Here is a 15,260-nt window from a genome sequence, read left to right on the forward strand (position 1 = left end):
GCTGTCCGCACATCAGGCGGTCAGCGCGGCTTGCATGGCGGCCAGGCGCGCGCGCACCGAGGTATCCAGCACTTCGTCGCCCACCTTGACGCGAACGCCGCCGATCAGCGAGGGGTCGACCGTCACGGTCGGCACCAGCTTGCGCCCGAACTTGCGTTCGAGCGAGGCGACCAGATCGGTCAGCGGCGCGCCGTCGAGCGGGAACGCGCTGGTGATTTCGACGTCGGCCGAACCTTCTTGGGCGTTCTTCAGCGCATGGAACTGCTCGGCAATCTCCGGCAGCACGGTCAGGCGGTCGTTGTCCACCAGCAACTGCACGAAGCGGCGCGCCTCGTCGTTGACCGGAGACTTCAGCACCGACAGGAACAGTTCGGCCAGCTTGTCGCCGGGAACGTTCGGATCGTCGGCCAGCGCCTTGATCTCCGGGGTGGCCGCGACCTGCCCCATTTCCGAAACCAGCTCGGACCATGCACCCAGATTGCCGGCGTTGGCCTCGCTGGCGACGCGGAACAGCGCCTCGGCGTAGGGACGGGCAATGGTTGCGGTTTCTGCCATGATTAGAGCTCGGCCTTCAGTTGGTTGAGCAGGTCGGCGTGGACCTGCGCATTCACTTCACGCTTGAGGATCTGCTCTGCACCCTTGACGGCCAGCACGGCGACCTGGTCGCGCAGCTGCTCGCGTGCCTTGGTGACCTGCTGTTCGGCATCGGCCTTCGCTTGCGCGATGATGCGTGCGGCTTCGGCCTGGGCGTTGCGCTTGATCTCTTCGGCGACCATCTGGGCGCGCTTCTCCGCGTCGGCGACGCGTTGCGCACCTTCGGCGCGGGCTTCGGCCAGGGCCACGTCCACGCGCTTGTTGGCCAGCTCGAGTTCGGCCTTGCCCTTTTCGGCAGCCGCGAGACCGTCGGCGATTTTCTTTGCGCGTTCGTCGAGCGCCTTCACCAGCGGCGGCCAAATGAATTTGGCGACAACCCACCACAGGATGAAGAACACGACCATCTGCGCAAAAAACGTTGCGTTCAGATTCATGGTGTGTTCCTTTCGGTAAACAAACTACAGATAAATGCGCAAAGGCGGCCAGGCTAGTGGCCTGCGCCGCCCGTCAGCATCATGCAGACCGAAAAGATTTACTGAATGACGGCCAGCAGCGGGTTGGCGAACGCGAACAGCATGGCCACGCCCACACCGATCAGGAATGCCGCGTCGATCAGGCCGGCCAGCAGGAACATCTTGGTCTGCAGCGGGTTCATCAGTTCCGGCTGACGCGCGCAGGCTTCGATGTACTTGCCACCCATCAGAGCGATACCCAGGCAGGCACCGATCGCGCCCAGGCCGATGATGATGCCGATACCGATGGCGGTCAGACCCTGGATGTTGGCGAGAAATTCTTGCATGACGACTCCTTTAATTTGAGAAGAGACTTAGAACCAAAAAAACCAAAAACCAAAAAACCGGAAATCAGTGCTTGTCGTGTGCCTGGCCGAGATACACCAGCGTCAGCATCATGAAAATGAAGGCCTGCAGCAGCACGATCAGGATGTGGAAGATCGCCCAGACCGCGCCGGCAATCACGTGGCCGACGAAGCCCAGAGCCGACAGGTCGGCGCCGAAGGTCCACATCGAGCCCAGCAGCGCGATCAGCAGGAACACGAGTTCGCCGGCGTACATATTGCCGAACAGTCGCATGCCGAGCGAAACGGCCTTGGCCAGGAATTCGATGACGTTCAGCACCAGGTTGAACGGGGCCAGGTACCACTTGCCGCCGAACGGTGCCGACAGCAGCTCGTGCACGAAGCCGCCCGCGCCCTTGATCTTGAAGCTGTAGTAGATCATCAGGATCAGCACGGCGAACGACATGCCCAGCGTGCCGTTCAGGTCGGCGGTCGCCACGGCCTTGTGGTGCGGCAGATGGACGCCGAACACGCCCAGCAGGTGGTTCAGGCCGTGGACCCAGTCAACCGGGATCAGGTCGATCGCGTTCATCATGGTGATCCAGCAGAACACCATCAGCGCCAGCGGCGCGATCCACGAACGGTCGCCGTGGATGATGCCCTTGGCCTGGTCGTCGACCATCTCGACGATCATTTCGACGAAGGCCTGGAAGCGGCCCGGCACGCCGGCGGTAACGCGACGCGCGGCCAGGTACAGGAACAGCACGGCGATCGCGCCGCACAGCACCGACCAGAACACGGTGTCGTAATTGATCACGCCGAAGTCGACCACGGAGGCCTGCTTGCCGCCGATCGAATTCAGGTTCTGCAAATGTTCGGCGATATAGCCGGATGGGGTGAGCGCGTTTTCAGCGCCTTGAGCAGTTGCCATGTCGAATCGAACCGTATATTGCGAAACCTGTTTGACCTGCATTCGCCATCGCGAACGCTCGGTATGCTTCTTGCACCGCCTTCGGCTCGTCGGCCGGTCACCGCAATGCAAGTCGCTTCGTAACTTCCCGATGCCGCGCGCGATTCGAAATCGGCGCGGCATCCCAATCTTGTTTTCTCGAATCCGGCCCTCAATTGCCCTGAATCAGAACAACGCGGCACCGGTTCGGGGCATGGCGATCCGTAATTCGGCAATTCGAAAATCTATCGAATCGCCAGCGCCACCCAGTACGTCTTCAACGCAAGCAGGAACGTGACCAGCATCGGCACCCAACGCAGATCGCGGTACAGCACCACCACCAGCACGAACAGCGCGACGGTGGCCATCACCTTGATCGCCTCGCCGACCACCAGCCCGCCGATCGACGCGCGGTCCCGTGCGAGCCAAAGCCGGAAGGCGAAGAACGCGCTCGGCACGCAGCACACCGCGCCGCCGAACAGCGCCGACCAGCCGTACGGTCCGGCCTCGGGGCCGAACACCGCCCAGCCGATCGCCGACAGCAGCGTCACTGCGACTTGCGCCAGCACGACCTTGCCCGGCGTCATCCGCGAGGGCCGTAGCGCGCGTTCGCCGAACAGCGACACCGCGTCGTCGTGCGACAGCGGCTGGATCGGCGCGGCGGGGCCGTCGTCGGACGCGTCATCGCGCCAGTCGTCACGGTCCCACGCGTCGCGATCCCACTCGTCGGCCTGACGCCCGGAAGTCCGCTCGGTACGGTCGGTATTCGATCCCGCGCGAGGCGGCTTTGGGTCTGTCGCCACTACAACTTGTCGGTCTGCCTGCTTGCAGTTCTGGCCGGGAACTTTTCGTCCTCGGCCAGTATTCAAACCGCACGATTTTACGGGGAATGCGGATAACGAGTCAATCTGCTTACAGTTGCCTTGCAAGGCAAAACACCACAACTCTTGCTATCTCGCTTCGATCATGCTTGCGCGGATATTGCGCGGCAATGACCTGACACGTAATCGGATTGCGTAGCAAAAAAATGGCGCCGGGGGAAGAACCCGGCGCCATTCGCGCTGTTCCATTGGGCGATCATCGCCCAACCGCGCTCATGCGACCTGCCGTCCCGCGGCGGGGTCGCGCAAGCGGGCCAGCACGCCGTCGAGCGCATCGTTGCTGGAAAACTGAATCGTCAGCTGACCCTTGCCGCGCGCGCCGAGCTTGATCTGCACCGGCATGCCGAGCGCGTCGGACAGTTCCTCCTCCAGCCGCGCGACGTCGCGCGCGCCCTGCCCGGTCTTCTGCTTCAGCGACTTCAGATCGAAGGGCTTCAGCGTCGAGGTCACCAGCTTCTCGGTCTCGCGCACCGACAGCCGCTTGTTGACGATCTGGTTGGCCAGCGTGATCTGGTGCGCGCCGTCCACCGCGAGCAGCGCGCGCGCATGGCCCATGTCGAGATCGCCGGCCATCAGCATGGTCTGCACCGGCTGCGCCAGGTTCAGCAGGCGCAGCAAATTGGACACCGCGCTGCGCGAGCGGCCGACCGACTCGGCGGCCTGTTCGTGGGTGAACTTGAATTCGCGGATCAGGCGCATGATGCCTTGCGCCTCTTCCAGCGGGTTCAGGTCCTCGCGCTGGATGTTCTCGATCAGCGCCATCGCCGCCGCGGCCTCGTCGGCCACGTCCTTGATCAGCACCGGCACCTTGTCCAGCCCCGCCAGCTTGGAGGCGCGGAAACGGCGCTCGCCGGCAATGATCTCGTAGCGATCGGGCTCGGCCACGCGCCGCACCAGGATTGGCTGCATCAGGCCCTGCGCGCGGATGCTTGCTGCGAGCTCCTGCAGCGCACCCTCGTCCATCCGCGTGCGCGGCTGGTACTTGCCGGGCTGCAGCTGATCCACGCGCAGCACGGTTGGCGAACCGTCCTGGCGCGCCGCCTCGACGATCTCCGCCGGGCCGCCCAGCAGGGCTTCCAGCCCACGGCCCAGGCCCTTCTTCTTCGCGGTACTCATGGTGGTGGCTCCTTGCTTGCTGCCGCTCGCCGGCTCAGGCGATCTGGCCGAGTTGCTTGACGCGCGCGATCATCTCGGCGCCGAAATCGAGATAGGCCTTGGCGCCCTTCGACGCCGGATCGAAGGCCACGCCCGGCATGCCGTACGACGGCGCCTCCGCCAGCCGCACATTGCGCGGGATCATCGTCTTGAAGACCTTGTCGCCGAAATGCGCTTCCAGCTGGGCGGAAACCTGCTGCTGCAGCGTCACGCGCGGATCGAACATCACACGCAGCAGGCCGATGACCTTCAGGTCCTTGTTCAGGTTGGCGTGCACCTGCTTGATCGTATTGACCAGGTCGGACAGCCCCTCCAGCGCGAAGTACTCGCACTGCATCGGCACGATGACGCCATGCGCCGCACACAGGCCGTTCAGCGTCAGCAGCGACAGCGACGGCGGGCAGTCGATCAGCACGAAATCGTACTCGCCCTCGACCTCGGCCAGCGCCTGGCGCAGCCGGCGCTCGCGATGCTCGAGCTCGACCAGTTCGACCTCGGCACCGGCCAGCTCGCGGTTGGCCGGCAGCACGTCGTACTTGCCCGACTCCGAGCGCTGGCGTGCTTGCGGGATCGTGGCGAAGCCGACCAGCACCTGATAGACGCTGTGCTCCAGCCCCTGCTTGTCGATGCCCGAACCCATCGATGCATTGCCTTGCGGATCGAGATCGACCAGCAGCACGCGCTGCCCTTGCGCGGCAAGGCCAGCGGCGAGGTTCACCGTGGTGGTGGTCTTGCCCACCCCGCCCTTCTGGTTTGCGATCACGAATACCTTTGCCATGGGTTCTGCAGCTCCTCGCTTGTATTCAGTCGGCGCGCGCATCGCTGCGCTCGCCACGGCGCGACAGCACCACCAGGTGGCGCTGCGCGTCCAGTTCGGGCACCGCGAGCTGCGGCACCGCTTCGACCTGCCAGGCCGACATCAGTCCGGCCTGCTCCATCCGCTCCAGTTCGGCGTGCGGATAGACCCCTTTCATTGCGATCATGCGTCCGCCCGGCGCCAGCAGGTGGCCGGCGAGCGTGACGAAATCGGTCAGCTCGGCGAAGGCCCGCGACGTGATCACGGCGAAACCGTCGGCGTCGGCCAGCTTCTCCACCGGTCCCCAATGCGCCGCCGCATTGCCGAGCCTCAGCTGGGCGCGGCACTGGGTCAGGAAGGCGGTCTTCTTCTGCACGATGTCCACCATCAGCACCGACACGTCGGGACAGGCGATGGCCAGCGGCAGACCCGGCATGCCGCCGCCCGAGCCGACGTCCAGCACCCTGCCCCGCGCGCCGGGCGCGACCTCGGGCCGACGCGCCGCCTCGGCCAGCGCCGGCACGGCGGCCAGCGAGTCCAGCAGATGATGCGTCAGCATCTCATCCGGATGGCGGATCGCGGTCAGGTTATAAGTGGCGTTCCATTTGCGCAGCAGGGCCAGATAGGCGAGCAGCGTCTCGATACGGGCGTCGTCGAGCGGCAGGCCGATGGCGGCCAGGCCAGCTTCGAGGCGGCGGCGCTGCGCGGCCTCGTCGACCGCGCCGTGGCGCCGCGCCTGGGATGCGTGCGGACCGCTCACTCAGGCCGCCTCACGGCCCGAGCCGGCCGTCTTGCCGCGGCCCATGCCCTTCTTCTTCAGGTGTACCAGCAGCAGCGAGATCGCCGCCGGCGTGACGCCCGAGATGCGTGAAGCCTGGCCAAGCGTCTGCGGACGATGCTGGTTCAGCTTCTGGCTGACCTCGAAGCCGAGGCCGCGCACTTCGGTGTAGTCGAAGTCGTCCGGTAGCCGGGTCGACTCGTTGGCTTCCAGCTTGTCGACCTCGGCCGCCTGGCGGGCGATATAGCCGTGGTACTTGATGCCGATCTCGATCTGCTCGCGGATCTGTTCGGCCTGCAGCGGGTCCTCGGCCAGCGGCTCGGACGGCGCATGGCGGCCGGCCTGCAGCGCCATCAGCGCGTCGTAGCCGACGCCCGGGCGCCGCAGCAGGTCCGCCAGGCTGTATTCGCGCTCGATCGGCTTGCCCAGCAGCGGCACGGCATCCTCCGCCGGCAGGCTGGCCGGATTGACCCAGGTGCTCTTCAGGCGCTCTGTTTCACGTGAAACAGCGTCGCGCTTGCGATTGAAGGCGTCCCAGCGGACGTCGTCGACGACGCCAAGCTCGCGGCCGATCTCGGTCAGCCGCATGTCGGCGTTGTCCTCCCGCAGGCTCAGGCGGAATTCGGCGCGGCTGGTGAACATCCGGTACGGCTCGGTCACGCCGCGCGTGATCAGGTCGTCGACCAGCACGCCAAGGTAAGCCTGGTCGCGGCGCGGCGCCCAGGCCTCGCGCTCCTGCGCGTAGCGGCCGGCGTTGATGCCCGCCAGCAGCCCTTGGGCCGCGGCCTCTTCGTAACCCGTGGTTCCATTGATCTGGCCGGCGAAGAACAGCCCGCCGATTGCCTTGCTCTCCAGCGAGGCCTTCAGCGCACGCGGGTCGAAGTAGTCGTACTCGATCGCATAGCCGGGACGCAGGATATGGGCGTGCTCGAGGCCACGGATCGAATGCACCAGCTCCAGCTGCACGTCGAACGGCAGGCTGGTCGAGATGCCATTGGGATAGAACTCGTTCGTCGTCAGCCCTTCCGGCTCCAGGAAGATCTGGTGGCTTTCCTTGCTGGCAAAGCGATGGATCTTGTCCTCGATGCTCGGGCAGTAACGCGGGCCTACCCCTTCGATCACGCCGGTGTACATCGGCGAGCGGTCCAGCCCACCCCGGATGATCTCGTGGGTACGGGCGTTGGTGTGGGTGATCCAGCACGGCAGCTGCTGCGGATGCTGCTCCGGACGGCCCAGGAAGGAGAACACCGGGACCGGATCCAGGTCGCCGGGCTGCTCTTCCATCACCGAGAAGTCGATGGTGCGGCCGTCGATACGCGGCGGCGTGCCGGTCTTCAGGCGCCCCTGCGGCAGCTTCAGCTCCTTGAGGCGGGCCGACAGCGTGACCGCGGCTGGATCGCCGGCACGGCCGCCGGTGTAGTTGTCCAGGCCGACGTGGATCTTGCCATCCAGAAAGGTGCCGGCGGTCAACACCACCGCGCGGGCGCGGAAGCGGACGCCGACCTGGGTCACGGCGCCAACCACGCGGTCCCCCTCGACCATCAGGTCGTCGACGGCCTGCTGGAACAGCATCAGATTGGGTTGATTCTCCAGCCGGGTGCGGATCGCCTTGCGATACAGCACGCGGTCGGCTTGGGCGCGGGTGGCGCGCACAGCCGGGCCCTTGCTGGAGTTCAGGATACGAAACTGGATGCCGGCCTCGTCGGTTGCGGCCGCCATGGCACCGCCAAGCGCGTCGACTTCCTTGACCAGATGCCCCTTGCCAATGCCGCCGATCGACGGATTGCAGCTCATCTGCCCCAGCGTCTCGATGCTATGGGTCAGCAGCAGCGTCTGGCAGCCCATGCGGGCCGCGGCCAAGGCCGCTTCGGTGCCGGCATGGCCACCGCCGACGACAATGACATCGAACTCTTTCGGGTAAAGCATGGGGGCACCTCCTCCGGGAGGCTGGAGAGGGAAAAACGGGATGCGGAATTATACCGGCATTCACTTGGGCATTCCGGACAGACTCCCGTTCCACGTGAAACATTGTGCTTCCGCCGCGACCGTGTTTCACGTGGAACAACGCAATCGCCACACGGCTTCGCCCTGTTTCACGCGAAACGTCGAGCCATCACCGCTGCCAGAGGCGGTGTTCCACGTGAAACAAAAAAGGCCGGGCCATCGGCCCGGCCTTCTTCCACTGCCTCACTACGCTGCGGCGCCCCTACCCCGCCAGTTGGGGCGCCAAAGAATCACCGCTGCTGCCGCAAGTACTCCGCCACCCGCTCCAGCAGCCGTCCCATATCCCGCTGCACCGTACCGAAATTGGCATTGCGCTCCCGAGTCCGCTCGTCCATGTAGAGGGGACGGCGGATCTCGATCTGCAGGCTGTGGCGGCGCTCCGCCGGCCGGCCGATCTGGGCGATCAACTGCACCCCCTTGTACGGGTCGTTGCGCGCAACGGTATAGCCCATGTCGCGCAGTCCCAATTCGATCAGTCCGACGAACTCCGAATCGCAGGTCGTGCCGTCGCGGTCGCCCAGCACAAAGTCCGCCAGCGGGTGCGGGCTGACCTTCTTCAGCCGCTCGTAGGCATTGTTCGGCATCGAGTGCAGGTTCAGATGCCATACGGCGCCGAAGCGGCGATAGGTCGTGTCCACCGCTTCCGCCAGCGCCGCATGGTACGGGCGGTAGTAATGCTCGATGCGGTTGCGCACCTCGGCCACGCCGAGCTTGCGGGCGTAGATCGGCGTATTGGCGTCGATGTTGCGCCACACCAAGCCGAAGCCCAGCTGCGTCTTCTCGCCCGGGGCCAGCGGCTCGGGCCAAGGCCCGTCCAGCAGCGCCGGGTCGAGGTCGTCCGGCATCCGGTTCGGATCGATATAGACGCGCGGGAAGTTCGCCGCGATCAGCGTGCCGCCGACCGCAGGCACCGCCTCCCACAGCGCCTCGACGTGGGTGTCCTCGCCTTCGCGCAGCCTCGCCATCGGCACGGCCGCGCCGAAGTCGTCGGGATAGCGCGTGCCGCTGTGGGGCGAATCGCAGACCAGCGGCAGCGCTTCGCCCTCGGGCAGGCGGCGGACGATGGGTTCGAACGCCGCCGCCATCAGTTCAGCTCGATCTTGGCGGTCTTGGCCACGCGCGCGTAGCGGGCCATCGCCTGCTCGATCTGCGCCTTGAACTGCTCGGGCGTGGTCGGCACCAGCGTCCCGCCGGATTCCTCGACCTTGCGCTTGAAGTCCGGGTTCTGCATCGCCTTGTGGATCGCGGCGTTCAGCTTGGCGACCACCGGTGCGGGCGTGCCCGCCGGCGCCACGATGCCGAACCAGCCGCCCTCGCCCATGTCCTTGAAGCCGAGCTCGGCATAGGTCGGTACGTCCGGCAGTTGCGACGAGCGGCCGGCACCCAGCACGGCGAGTGCGCGCAGGCGGCCACCCTTGACGTGCGGCAGCGTCGACGACAGGTTGTCGGTGATCGCGTTGACCTGTCCGGCGACCGCATCGTTCAGCGCCAGGCCGGCGCCCTTGTACGGGACATGCAGCAGATCGATACCGGACAGCATCATGAAGTTCTCGATATTCACGTGCCCGAGCGAGCCGGCGCCCGGCGACGCGAAGCTGTACTTGCCGGGGTTGGCCTTGGCCAGCGCGATGAACTCCTTCATGGTCTTGGCCGGCACGCTCGGATGGACGGCAAACACGCTGGGGATCGCCACCACATTGGTGACCGGCACGAAGTCCTTGATCGGGTCATAGCTCAGCTTCGGATAGACCGCCGGGTTCGAGCCGTGCGTGCTGACCGTGGCCATGCCGATCGTGTAGCCGTCCGGCGCCGAGCGGGCGACTTCGCCCATGCCGAGCGAGCCGCCTGCCCCGCCCTTGTTCTCGACCACGATCGACTGGCCCAGCTCGCGGCCAGCGTACTCGGCGACCAGGCGCGCCGACAGATCGGTGGAGCCGCCGGCGGCGAACGGAACAATCAGGCGGATCGGACGGCTGGGATAGTTGGCCGGCGCGGCGCTGGCCGCGGCGGGCAGCAGCGCGGCGGCGACTGCGGAAGTGACGGCGGTAGTCACGGCGGACAGCACAAAGCGACGACGCGTGGTCACGGCTCGGTTCATGGCGATGTTCTCCTTGGAATTGCCTTGTCTTTTACGTGGCGGACGATGCCGATTCGGGGCCAAAGATGCCCACGACGCGTCAAGTGTCGGCCAGTTTACCGAGCGTGCACAAACGACTATATTGCACGCTTCCATTACCTCAGTTCATCCTCGCCGCGCCCATCCGCCGATGAGCGCAGAAGCCCCGCATGCGCCTGCGATCGCCGTCGATGTCCGAGCTGCACGCCTTCGCCACCGCGGCGCGGCTGGGCAGCTTCACGCGCGCCGCGCAGGAGCTATGTGTGACCCAGGGCGCGATCAGCCGGGCGATCGCCAGGCTGGAGGCGCACTTCGGCCAGCCACTGATCCAGCGCAACGCGCATCGGCTGGTGCTGACCGCCGCGGGTCGCGGCTTCCTCGAGGCGGTGGCCCAGCCGCTGGCCGCGATCGAATCGGCCAGCGCCGCGCTGCTCGCCGGCGACCGGCAACACCATCTGACGCTGTCCGCCGTGCCCACGCTGGCCAGCGTCTGGCTGGTGCCGCGCCTGCCGGACTTCCATCGGCGCCATCCCGATATCCGCCTCGACTTCGTGCCCTACCGGCGCGACGAGGATTTCTCGGGGCCCGCACCCGATGCGGCGCTGCTGGCGGGCACCGCCAACAGCTGGCCCAATCTGCAGGTGGACTACGTAATCGGCAGCGAGATGGTGCCGGTCTGCCATCCGGAGCGCGCACGGCTGCGGCGGGAGGCTGGTCAATGGCGGACGCCCGCGGATCTGCTGCGGGAGTCCCTGCTCTTTCACACCGGCGCGCCCGCCAACTGGCAGCACTGGTTCGTTGCGGCGGGCGTACCCAACGCTGCGCCCACGCTGGCCACGGGGTTCGACCAGGTGTCGATTCTGGTGCAGGCGGTCAAGGCCGATATCGGCATCGCGGTGCTGCAGCGCTGCCTGGTACGCGACGAGATCGCGGCCGGCCGAGTGGTGGCGCCCTTCGATCTGCCGATCCGTCTGACGCGGGGCTACTTCCTGTGCGCGCCGCGGGAGCGGCGCGACCATCCGGCGCTGAACCGTTTCCGGCAGTGGCTGCTCGAAACGGCGGCGCAGGACCCGGATGTGGTCCGCGTCCGGGGTAATGATTCACCGGATAGATGACAAATAGTTACCCAACGCAAGAAACATTAATCACGCTAATTTAACGTCGCCGACCATAAGAGCGACAAATGAAAACGGCGCACCGAAGCGCGCCGTTATTCTTTCATCGCATGGAAGGGTCCGACAAGGCTGTCCGGCCACGCTTCAAGCCAGCCTTCAAGCCGCCTTCTTCGCCAACCCCAGGTAGGTCTCGATGACGCGCGGATCCGCGGCCAGCTCGTCGGCCGGCCCGGCCATCGCGATCTCTCCCGTCTCGATCACATAGCCGTAGTCCGCCACCTGCAATGCGGCGCGCGCGTTCTGCTCGATCAGCAGCGTCGCCACGCCGGTGCGGCGCAGGTCGTTGATGATGTGGAAGATCTCCTTGACGATCAGCGGCGCGAGGCCAAGGCTGGGCTCGTCCAGCATCAGCAGTTCGGGCTTGGCCATCAGCGCGCGGCCGACCGCCAGCATCTGGCGCTCGCCGCCGGACAGCGTGCCGGCATCCTGGCGCGCGCGCTCGCGCAGCCGGGGGAACAGCTCGTAGACCACGTCCATCTGGTCGAGGAAGTTCTTCTCGCCCGCGCGCTTGCGGCGGAAGGCGCCGAGCCGCAGGTTGTCCTCGACGCTCATCGAGCCGAACAGCTCGCGCTTCTCCGGCACCAGGCACATGCCGCGCGCGACCCGTCCCTCGACCGGAATGCCCGCCATGTCGTGGCCCAGGTAGGACACCATGCCGCTGGCCCAGCCGGTCGGCGGCAGCGCCCCCATGATCGCGTTCAGCATGGTGGACTTGCCCGCGCCATTGGGGCCGATCACCGTGACGATCTTGCCGGCCTCGACCGACAGGCTGGCCCCGTGCACCGCCTCGACCTTGCCGTAGCGGACATGCAGGTCCTTCACTTCGAGAATCACGCTCACCGCTCGCTCCCTTATTCCACGCCGCCCAGATAGGCCTCGAGCACCGCGGGGTTCTTCTGCACTTCCTCGGGCACGCCCTCGGCGATGCGCGTGCCGAACTCCATCACCACCAGCCGGTCGGTCAGGTTCATCACGAAGTCCATGTCGTGCTCGACCAGCAGCACGCTCATGCCCTCGCCCTTGAGCTTGCGCAGCAGCTCGGCCAGCGCCTGCTTCTCCTTGTAGCGCAGGCCCGCGGCCGGCTCGTCGAGCAGCAGCAGCGCGGGATCGCAGCACAGCGCGCGGGCGATCTCGAGAATGCGCTGCTGGCCCAGCGCCAGGCTGCCGGCCTCCATGTACATGCAGTCGGCCAGGCCCACGCGCTCGAGCTGGCGCTTCGCCTCGAACAGCAGCTTGGCCTCCTCGCCGCGGTTCATGCGCAGGATCGCCGCCGACACGCCGCCCTGCGGCCGGTAGTCGCCGCGCAGATGCGCGCCGATCGCGACGTTCTCCAGCACCGTCATCGTCGGCAGCAGATGCACGTGCTGGAAGGTCCGGCCGATACCGCGCTTGACGATCTCGCGCGACGGCAGATTGGTGATGGCCTCGCCGCGATAGCGCACTTCGCCGCGCGTCAGCGGCAGCACGCCGGTGACCAGATTGAAGGTGGTCGACTTGCCGGCGCCGTTGGGCCCGATCAGTCCGACGATCTCGCCGGCGCGCACCTGGAAGCTGACGTCGTTGACCGCCACCAGCCCGCCGAACTCCTTGCGCGCCGCGCGCACGTCGAGGATCAGTTCGCCGGCCTGCGGCTTCTGCCGTACGGGCAGCGCGGCGGCCTGTTCGGGCGCGCGCACCGGCGGCCCGCTCGGCCATGCCTTGCGCAGGAAGGGCCAGAGCCCGTCGCGCGCATACTGCAGCAGCAGCACAAGCAGCACGCCGAACACGATGATCTCGAAGTTGCCGTTGGCGCCCAGCAGCTTCGGCAGCACGCCCTGCAGCATGTCCTTCAGGATGGTCAGGATGCCCGCGCCCAGCACCGCGCCCCACACGTGGCCGACACCGCCGACCACCGCCATGAACAGGTACTCGATGCCATAGTTCAGGCCGAACGGCGTCGGGTTCACCGCGCGCTGCAGATGCGCGTACAGGAAGCCCGAGATACAGGCCAGCACCGCGGCGACGACGAACACCACCACCTTCATCCACGCGGTATTGACGCCCATCGCCTCGGCCATCACGCCGCCGCCCTTCAGCGCGCGGATCGCCCGGCCAGGACGCGAATCGAGCAGGTTCTGCATCGCCACCACCGCGAGCAGCACCACCACCCAGATCAGATAGAACATCGAGCGGCCCGACTGCAGCTCGAAGCCCAGCAGCGACAGCACCGGGATGCCGTTCAGGCCATCGTACTTGCCGAGGAATTCGAGGTTGCCGAACAGGAAGAACAGCGACAGCCCCCAGGCGATCGTTGCCAGCGGAAGGTAATGCCCCGACATCCGCATCGTGATCAGGCCGATCACATAGGCCGAGGCCATCGTGATCACCAGCCCGACCAGCAGGCCGAACCAGGGCGACAGCCCGTACTGCGTGGTCAGGTAGGCGGTGCTGTAGGCGCCCAGGCCCACGAAGGCCGCCTGCCCGAACGAGGTCATGCCGCCGACGCCGGTCAGCAGCACCAAGCCGATCGCGACGATGCTGTACAGGCCGATGTAGTTGCCCAGCGTGATCCAGAACTCAGGCGTGGGGAGCACCGGCAGCAAGGCCAGGATCGCCGCGAACGCGATCAGCAGAAGCCGGTTGCGCAGGTTGGCGCTGCCGGAGGCCGGGGCCGGGGTCGTCGCCGGCGCCGTCGCCGGGAGCGTCGGCGTTGCGGCCGCCGCCGTGTCGGACGCCTGCTGCGTCCCGGTTGTGCGTGTGGCTTGCCGTTGCATCATTCCTCGTCTTCCACATGTTTGCTGGTCAGCGAGCGCCACAGCAGCACCGGAATGATCAGCGTGAACACGATGACCTCCTTGAACGCACTGGCCCAGAAGGACGAATAGGATTCGAGCAGCCCCACCAGCAGCGCGCCGGCGGCCGCCACCGGATAGCTGACCAGCCCGCCGACGATGGCGCCGACGAAGCCCTTCAGGCCGATCAGGAAGCCCGACTCGTAGTAGACCGTGGTCAGCGGCGCAATCAGGATGCCGCACAGCGCGCCCATCGCGGCGGCCAGCGTGAACGACAGCCGGCCCGCCTGCGTGGTGCCGATGCCGACCAGGCGCGCGCCCAGCCGGTTGACCGCGGTGGCGCGCAGCGCCTTGCCGGTCAGCGTGCGGTCGAAATAGAAGTACAGGCCGGCGATCAAGAGCCCGGACACGCCGATCACCCACAGGCTCTGGCCCGACACCGACAGCGCACCAACATCGAAGCGCGCATCGGAGAAGGCGGTGGTGCGCGAGCCCTCGGCGCCGAACATCACCAGTCCCAGTCCGACCAGCGCGAAGTGCACGCCGACCGAGACGATCAGCAGCACCAGCGTGCTGGCCTCGGCCAGCGGCTGGTAGGCGATGCGATACAGCATCGGGCCCATCGGCACCACGATCAGCAGCGTCAGCGCAATCTGCGCCAGCATCGGCAGCGGCTGCGCGCCATAGGCCTGCGTCAGCCAGTGCACCGCGAACGGAAAGACCAGGTACTTGCCGGCCAGCACCGCCAGCCGGCGGCCGGCGCTGCGGCGCAGTTCGGCGCTGCGCAGCACGGTGGCGCCCTCGTAGACGAAGGTCAGCACCCCCATCGCCACCAGCAGCCACGAGGTCTGCGGCGCATGGCCCGCCTGCATCACCGCCAGCGTCAGCGCGCCGTAGGCGACGAACTCCCCTTGCGGGATGAAGATGACGCGGGTCACCGAAAACACCAGCACCAGGGCCAGCGCCAACAGCGCGTAGATCGCGCCGGAGGTGATGCCGTCCTGTGCCAGGATGGCCGCAATCGAGAGGTCCATGATCTCCTCGGGGTTGCCGCGATGCAGCGAATTACGAAATAGTAAAGGTCTTACGCTTCGAGGAAATCCGCGCGAACCCTAGCGCCCGGTTCCGCTTGACCGGTTTTGCCTCACCGGTTCTGCCTCACCGGTTCTGCCTCACCGGTTCTGCCTCACCGGTTCTGCCTCACCGGTTCTGCCTCACCGGTTCTGCCTCACCGGTTCTGCCTCA

At 66.6% G+C, this 15,260-nt stretch carries 15 protein-coding genes; 1 reads left to right on the forward strand and 14 read right to left on the reverse strand.

All coding sequences use genetic code 11. The features are described from left to right. Positions 1-12: 12 nt before the first annotated feature. From KZ686_RS03180 to KZ686_RS03230, 11 genes are all read right to left on the reverse strand, one after another. Positions 13-555: a F0F1 ATP synthase subunit delta gene (locus tag KZ686_RS03180; protein WP_053822841.1), complete on the reverse strand. Its 543-nt coding sequence runs from the start codon at positions 553-555 to the stop codon at positions 13-15. 2 nt (positions 556-557) lie between these two features. After that, positions 558-1,028 carry a F0F1 ATP synthase subunit B gene (locus KZ686_RS03185; RefSeq protein WP_149317479.1) on the reverse strand — a complete coding sequence of 157 codons (471 nt, stop codon included), beginning with the start codon at positions 1,026-1,028 and terminating at the stop codon, positions 558-560. Positions 1,029-1,126: 98 nt separating this feature from the next. Further along, positions 1,127-1,393 carry a F0F1 ATP synthase subunit C gene (gene atpE, locus KZ686_RS03190; RefSeq protein WP_006579745.1) on the reverse strand — a complete coding sequence of 89 codons (267 nt, stop codon included), beginning with the start codon at positions 1,391-1,393 and terminating at the stop codon, positions 1,127-1,129. A 64-nt stretch (positions 1,394-1,457) separates the two neighbouring features. Then, entirely contained in the window at positions 1,458-2,321 is an 864-nt protein-coding gene (gene atpB / locus KZ686_RS03195) for a F0F1 ATP synthase subunit A (protein ID WP_149317478.1), read from the reverse strand. A 263-nt stretch (positions 2,322-2,584) separates the two neighbouring features. After that, the gene (locus KZ686_RS03200; protein WP_149317477.1) at positions 2,585-3,142 is read right to left on the reverse strand and encodes an ATP synthase subunit I; all 558 of its coding nucleotides are present in this window, start codon (positions 3,140-3,142) and stop codon (positions 2,585-2,587) included. Positions 3,143-3,433: 291 nt separating this feature from the next. After that, positions 3,434-4,336 (reverse strand): ParB/RepB/Spo0J family partition protein, encoded by a 903-nt coding sequence (locus KZ686_RS03205; RefSeq protein ID WP_149317476.1) that lies wholly within the window; start codon positions 4,334-4,336, stop codon positions 3,434-3,436. 34 nt (positions 4,337-4,370) lie between these two features. Then, a complete protein-coding gene (locus KZ686_RS03210) occupies positions 4,371-5,153 on the reverse strand; it encodes a ParA family protein (protein WP_149317475.1) in 783 nt (260 codons plus the stop codon). A gap of 25 nt (positions 5,154-5,178) precedes the next feature. Beyond that, a complete protein-coding gene (gene rsmG, locus KZ686_RS03215) occupies positions 5,179-5,931 on the reverse strand; it encodes a 16S rRNA (guanine(527)-N(7))-methyltransferase RsmG (protein ID WP_149317474.1) in 753 nt (250 codons plus the stop codon). Continuing rightward, positions 5,932-7,875 carry a tRNA uridine-5-carboxymethylaminomethyl(34) synthesis enzyme MnmG gene (mnmG, locus tag KZ686_RS03220; protein WP_265632992.1) on the reverse strand — a complete coding sequence of 648 codons (1,944 nt, stop codon included), beginning with the start codon at positions 7,873-7,875 and terminating at the stop codon, positions 5,932-5,934. It abuts the gene before it with no gap. A gap of 308 nt (positions 7,876-8,183) precedes the next feature. Then, on the reverse strand, positions 8,184-9,038 hold the full coding sequence (locus KZ686_RS03225) for an N-formylglutamate amidohydrolase (protein WP_265632993.1): 855 nt from the start codon (positions 9,036-9,038) through the stop codon (positions 8,184-8,186). Continuing rightward, entirely contained in the window at positions 9,038-10,051 is a 1,014-nt protein-coding gene (locus tag KZ686_RS03230) for a tripartite tricarboxylate transporter substrate binding protein BugE (protein ID WP_265632994.1), read from the reverse strand. The genes KZ686_RS03225 and KZ686_RS03230 overlap by 1 nt, the downstream gene beginning before the upstream one ends. A 188-nt stretch (positions 10,052-10,239) precedes the next feature. Between KZ686_RS03230 and KZ686_RS03235 the strand changes: the two genes are divergently transcribed. Beyond that, complete coding sequence (locus tag KZ686_RS03235; protein WP_265632995.1) at positions 10,240-11,184, forward strand: LysR substrate-binding domain-containing protein; 945 nt, start codon at positions 10,240-10,242, stop codon at positions 11,182-11,184. Between the two features lie 156 nt (positions 11,185-11,340). Here the strand turns inward: KZ686_RS03235 and KZ686_RS03240 are convergent, their stop codons facing one another. The 3 genes from KZ686_RS03240 to KZ686_RS03250 are packed head-to-tail and all read right to left on the reverse strand — an operon-like array spanning position 11,341 to position 15,049. Further along, entirely contained in the window at positions 11,341-12,084 is a 744-nt protein-coding gene (locus tag KZ686_RS03240; RefSeq protein WP_265632996.1) for an ABC transporter ATP-binding protein, read from the reverse strand. An 11-nt stretch (positions 12,085-12,095) separates the two neighbouring features. Beyond that, a complete protein-coding gene (locus KZ686_RS03245) occupies positions 12,096-13,997 on the reverse strand; it encodes a branched-chain amino acid ABC transporter ATP-binding protein/permease (RefSeq protein WP_223819597.1) in 1,902 nt (633 codons plus the stop codon). Then, complete coding sequence (locus KZ686_RS03250; RefSeq protein ID WP_053822848.1) at positions 13,997-15,049, reverse strand: branched-chain amino acid ABC transporter permease; 1,053 nt, start codon at positions 15,047-15,049, stop codon at positions 13,997-13,999. The genes KZ686_RS03245 and KZ686_RS03250 overlap by 1 nt, the downstream gene beginning before the upstream one ends. Positions 15,050-15,260 lie beyond the last annotated feature (211 nt).

This window comes from Cupriavidus cauae (assembly GCF_026210475.1).
Taxonomy (GTDB): Bacteria; Pseudomonadota; Gammaproteobacteria; order Burkholderiales; family Burkholderiaceae; genus Cupriavidus; species Cupriavidus cauae.

Excerpts from the sequence above, each read along its gene's own strand:
- KZ686_RS03180 (WP_053822841.1), bottom strand. The coding sequence starts at position 555 with ATGGCAGAAACCGCAACCATTGCCCGTCCCTACGCCGAGGCGCTGTTC.
- KZ686_RS03185 (WP_149317479.1), bottom strand. The coding sequence starts at position 1,028 with ATGAATCTGAACGCAACGTTTTTTGCGCAGATGGTCGTGTTCTTCATC.
- atpE (WP_006579745.1), bottom strand. The coding sequence starts at position 1,393 with ATGCAAGAATTTCTCGCCAACATCCAGGGTCTGACCGCCATCGGTATC.
- atpB (WP_149317478.1), bottom strand. The coding sequence starts at position 2,321 with ATGGCAACTGCTCAAGGCGCTGAAAACGCGCTCACCCCATCCGGCTAT.
- KZ686_RS03205 (WP_149317476.1), bottom strand. The coding sequence starts at position 4,336 with ATGAGTACCGCGAAGAAGAAGGGCCTGGGCCGTGGGCTGGAAGCCCTG.
- KZ686_RS03210 (WP_149317475.1), bottom strand. The coding sequence starts at position 5,153 with ATGGCAAAGGTATTCGTGATCGCAAACCAGAAGGGCGGGGTGGGCAAG.
- mnmG (WP_265632992.1), bottom strand. The coding sequence starts at position 7,875 with ATGCTTTACCCGAAAGAGTTCGATGTCATTGTCGTCGGCGGTGGCCAT.
- KZ686_RS03225 (WP_265632993.1), bottom strand. The coding sequence starts at position 9,038 with ATGGCGGCGGCGTTCGAACCCATCGTCCGCCGCCTGCCCGAGGGCGAA.
- KZ686_RS03230 (WP_265632994.1), bottom strand. The coding sequence starts at position 10,051 with ATGAACCGAGCCGTGACCACGCGTCGTCGCTTTGTGCTGTCCGCCGTG.
- KZ686_RS03235 (WP_265632995.1), top strand. The coding sequence starts at position 10,240 with ATGCGCCTGCGATCGCCGTCGATGTCCGAGCTGCACGCCTTCGCCACC.
- KZ686_RS03245 (WP_223819597.1), bottom strand. The coding sequence starts at position 13,997 with ATGCAACGGCAAGCCACACGCACAACCGGGACGCAGCAGGCGTCCGAC.
- KZ686_RS03250 (WP_053822848.1), bottom strand. The coding sequence starts at position 15,049 with ATGGACCTCTCGATTGCGGCCATCCTGGCACAGGACGGCATCACCTCC.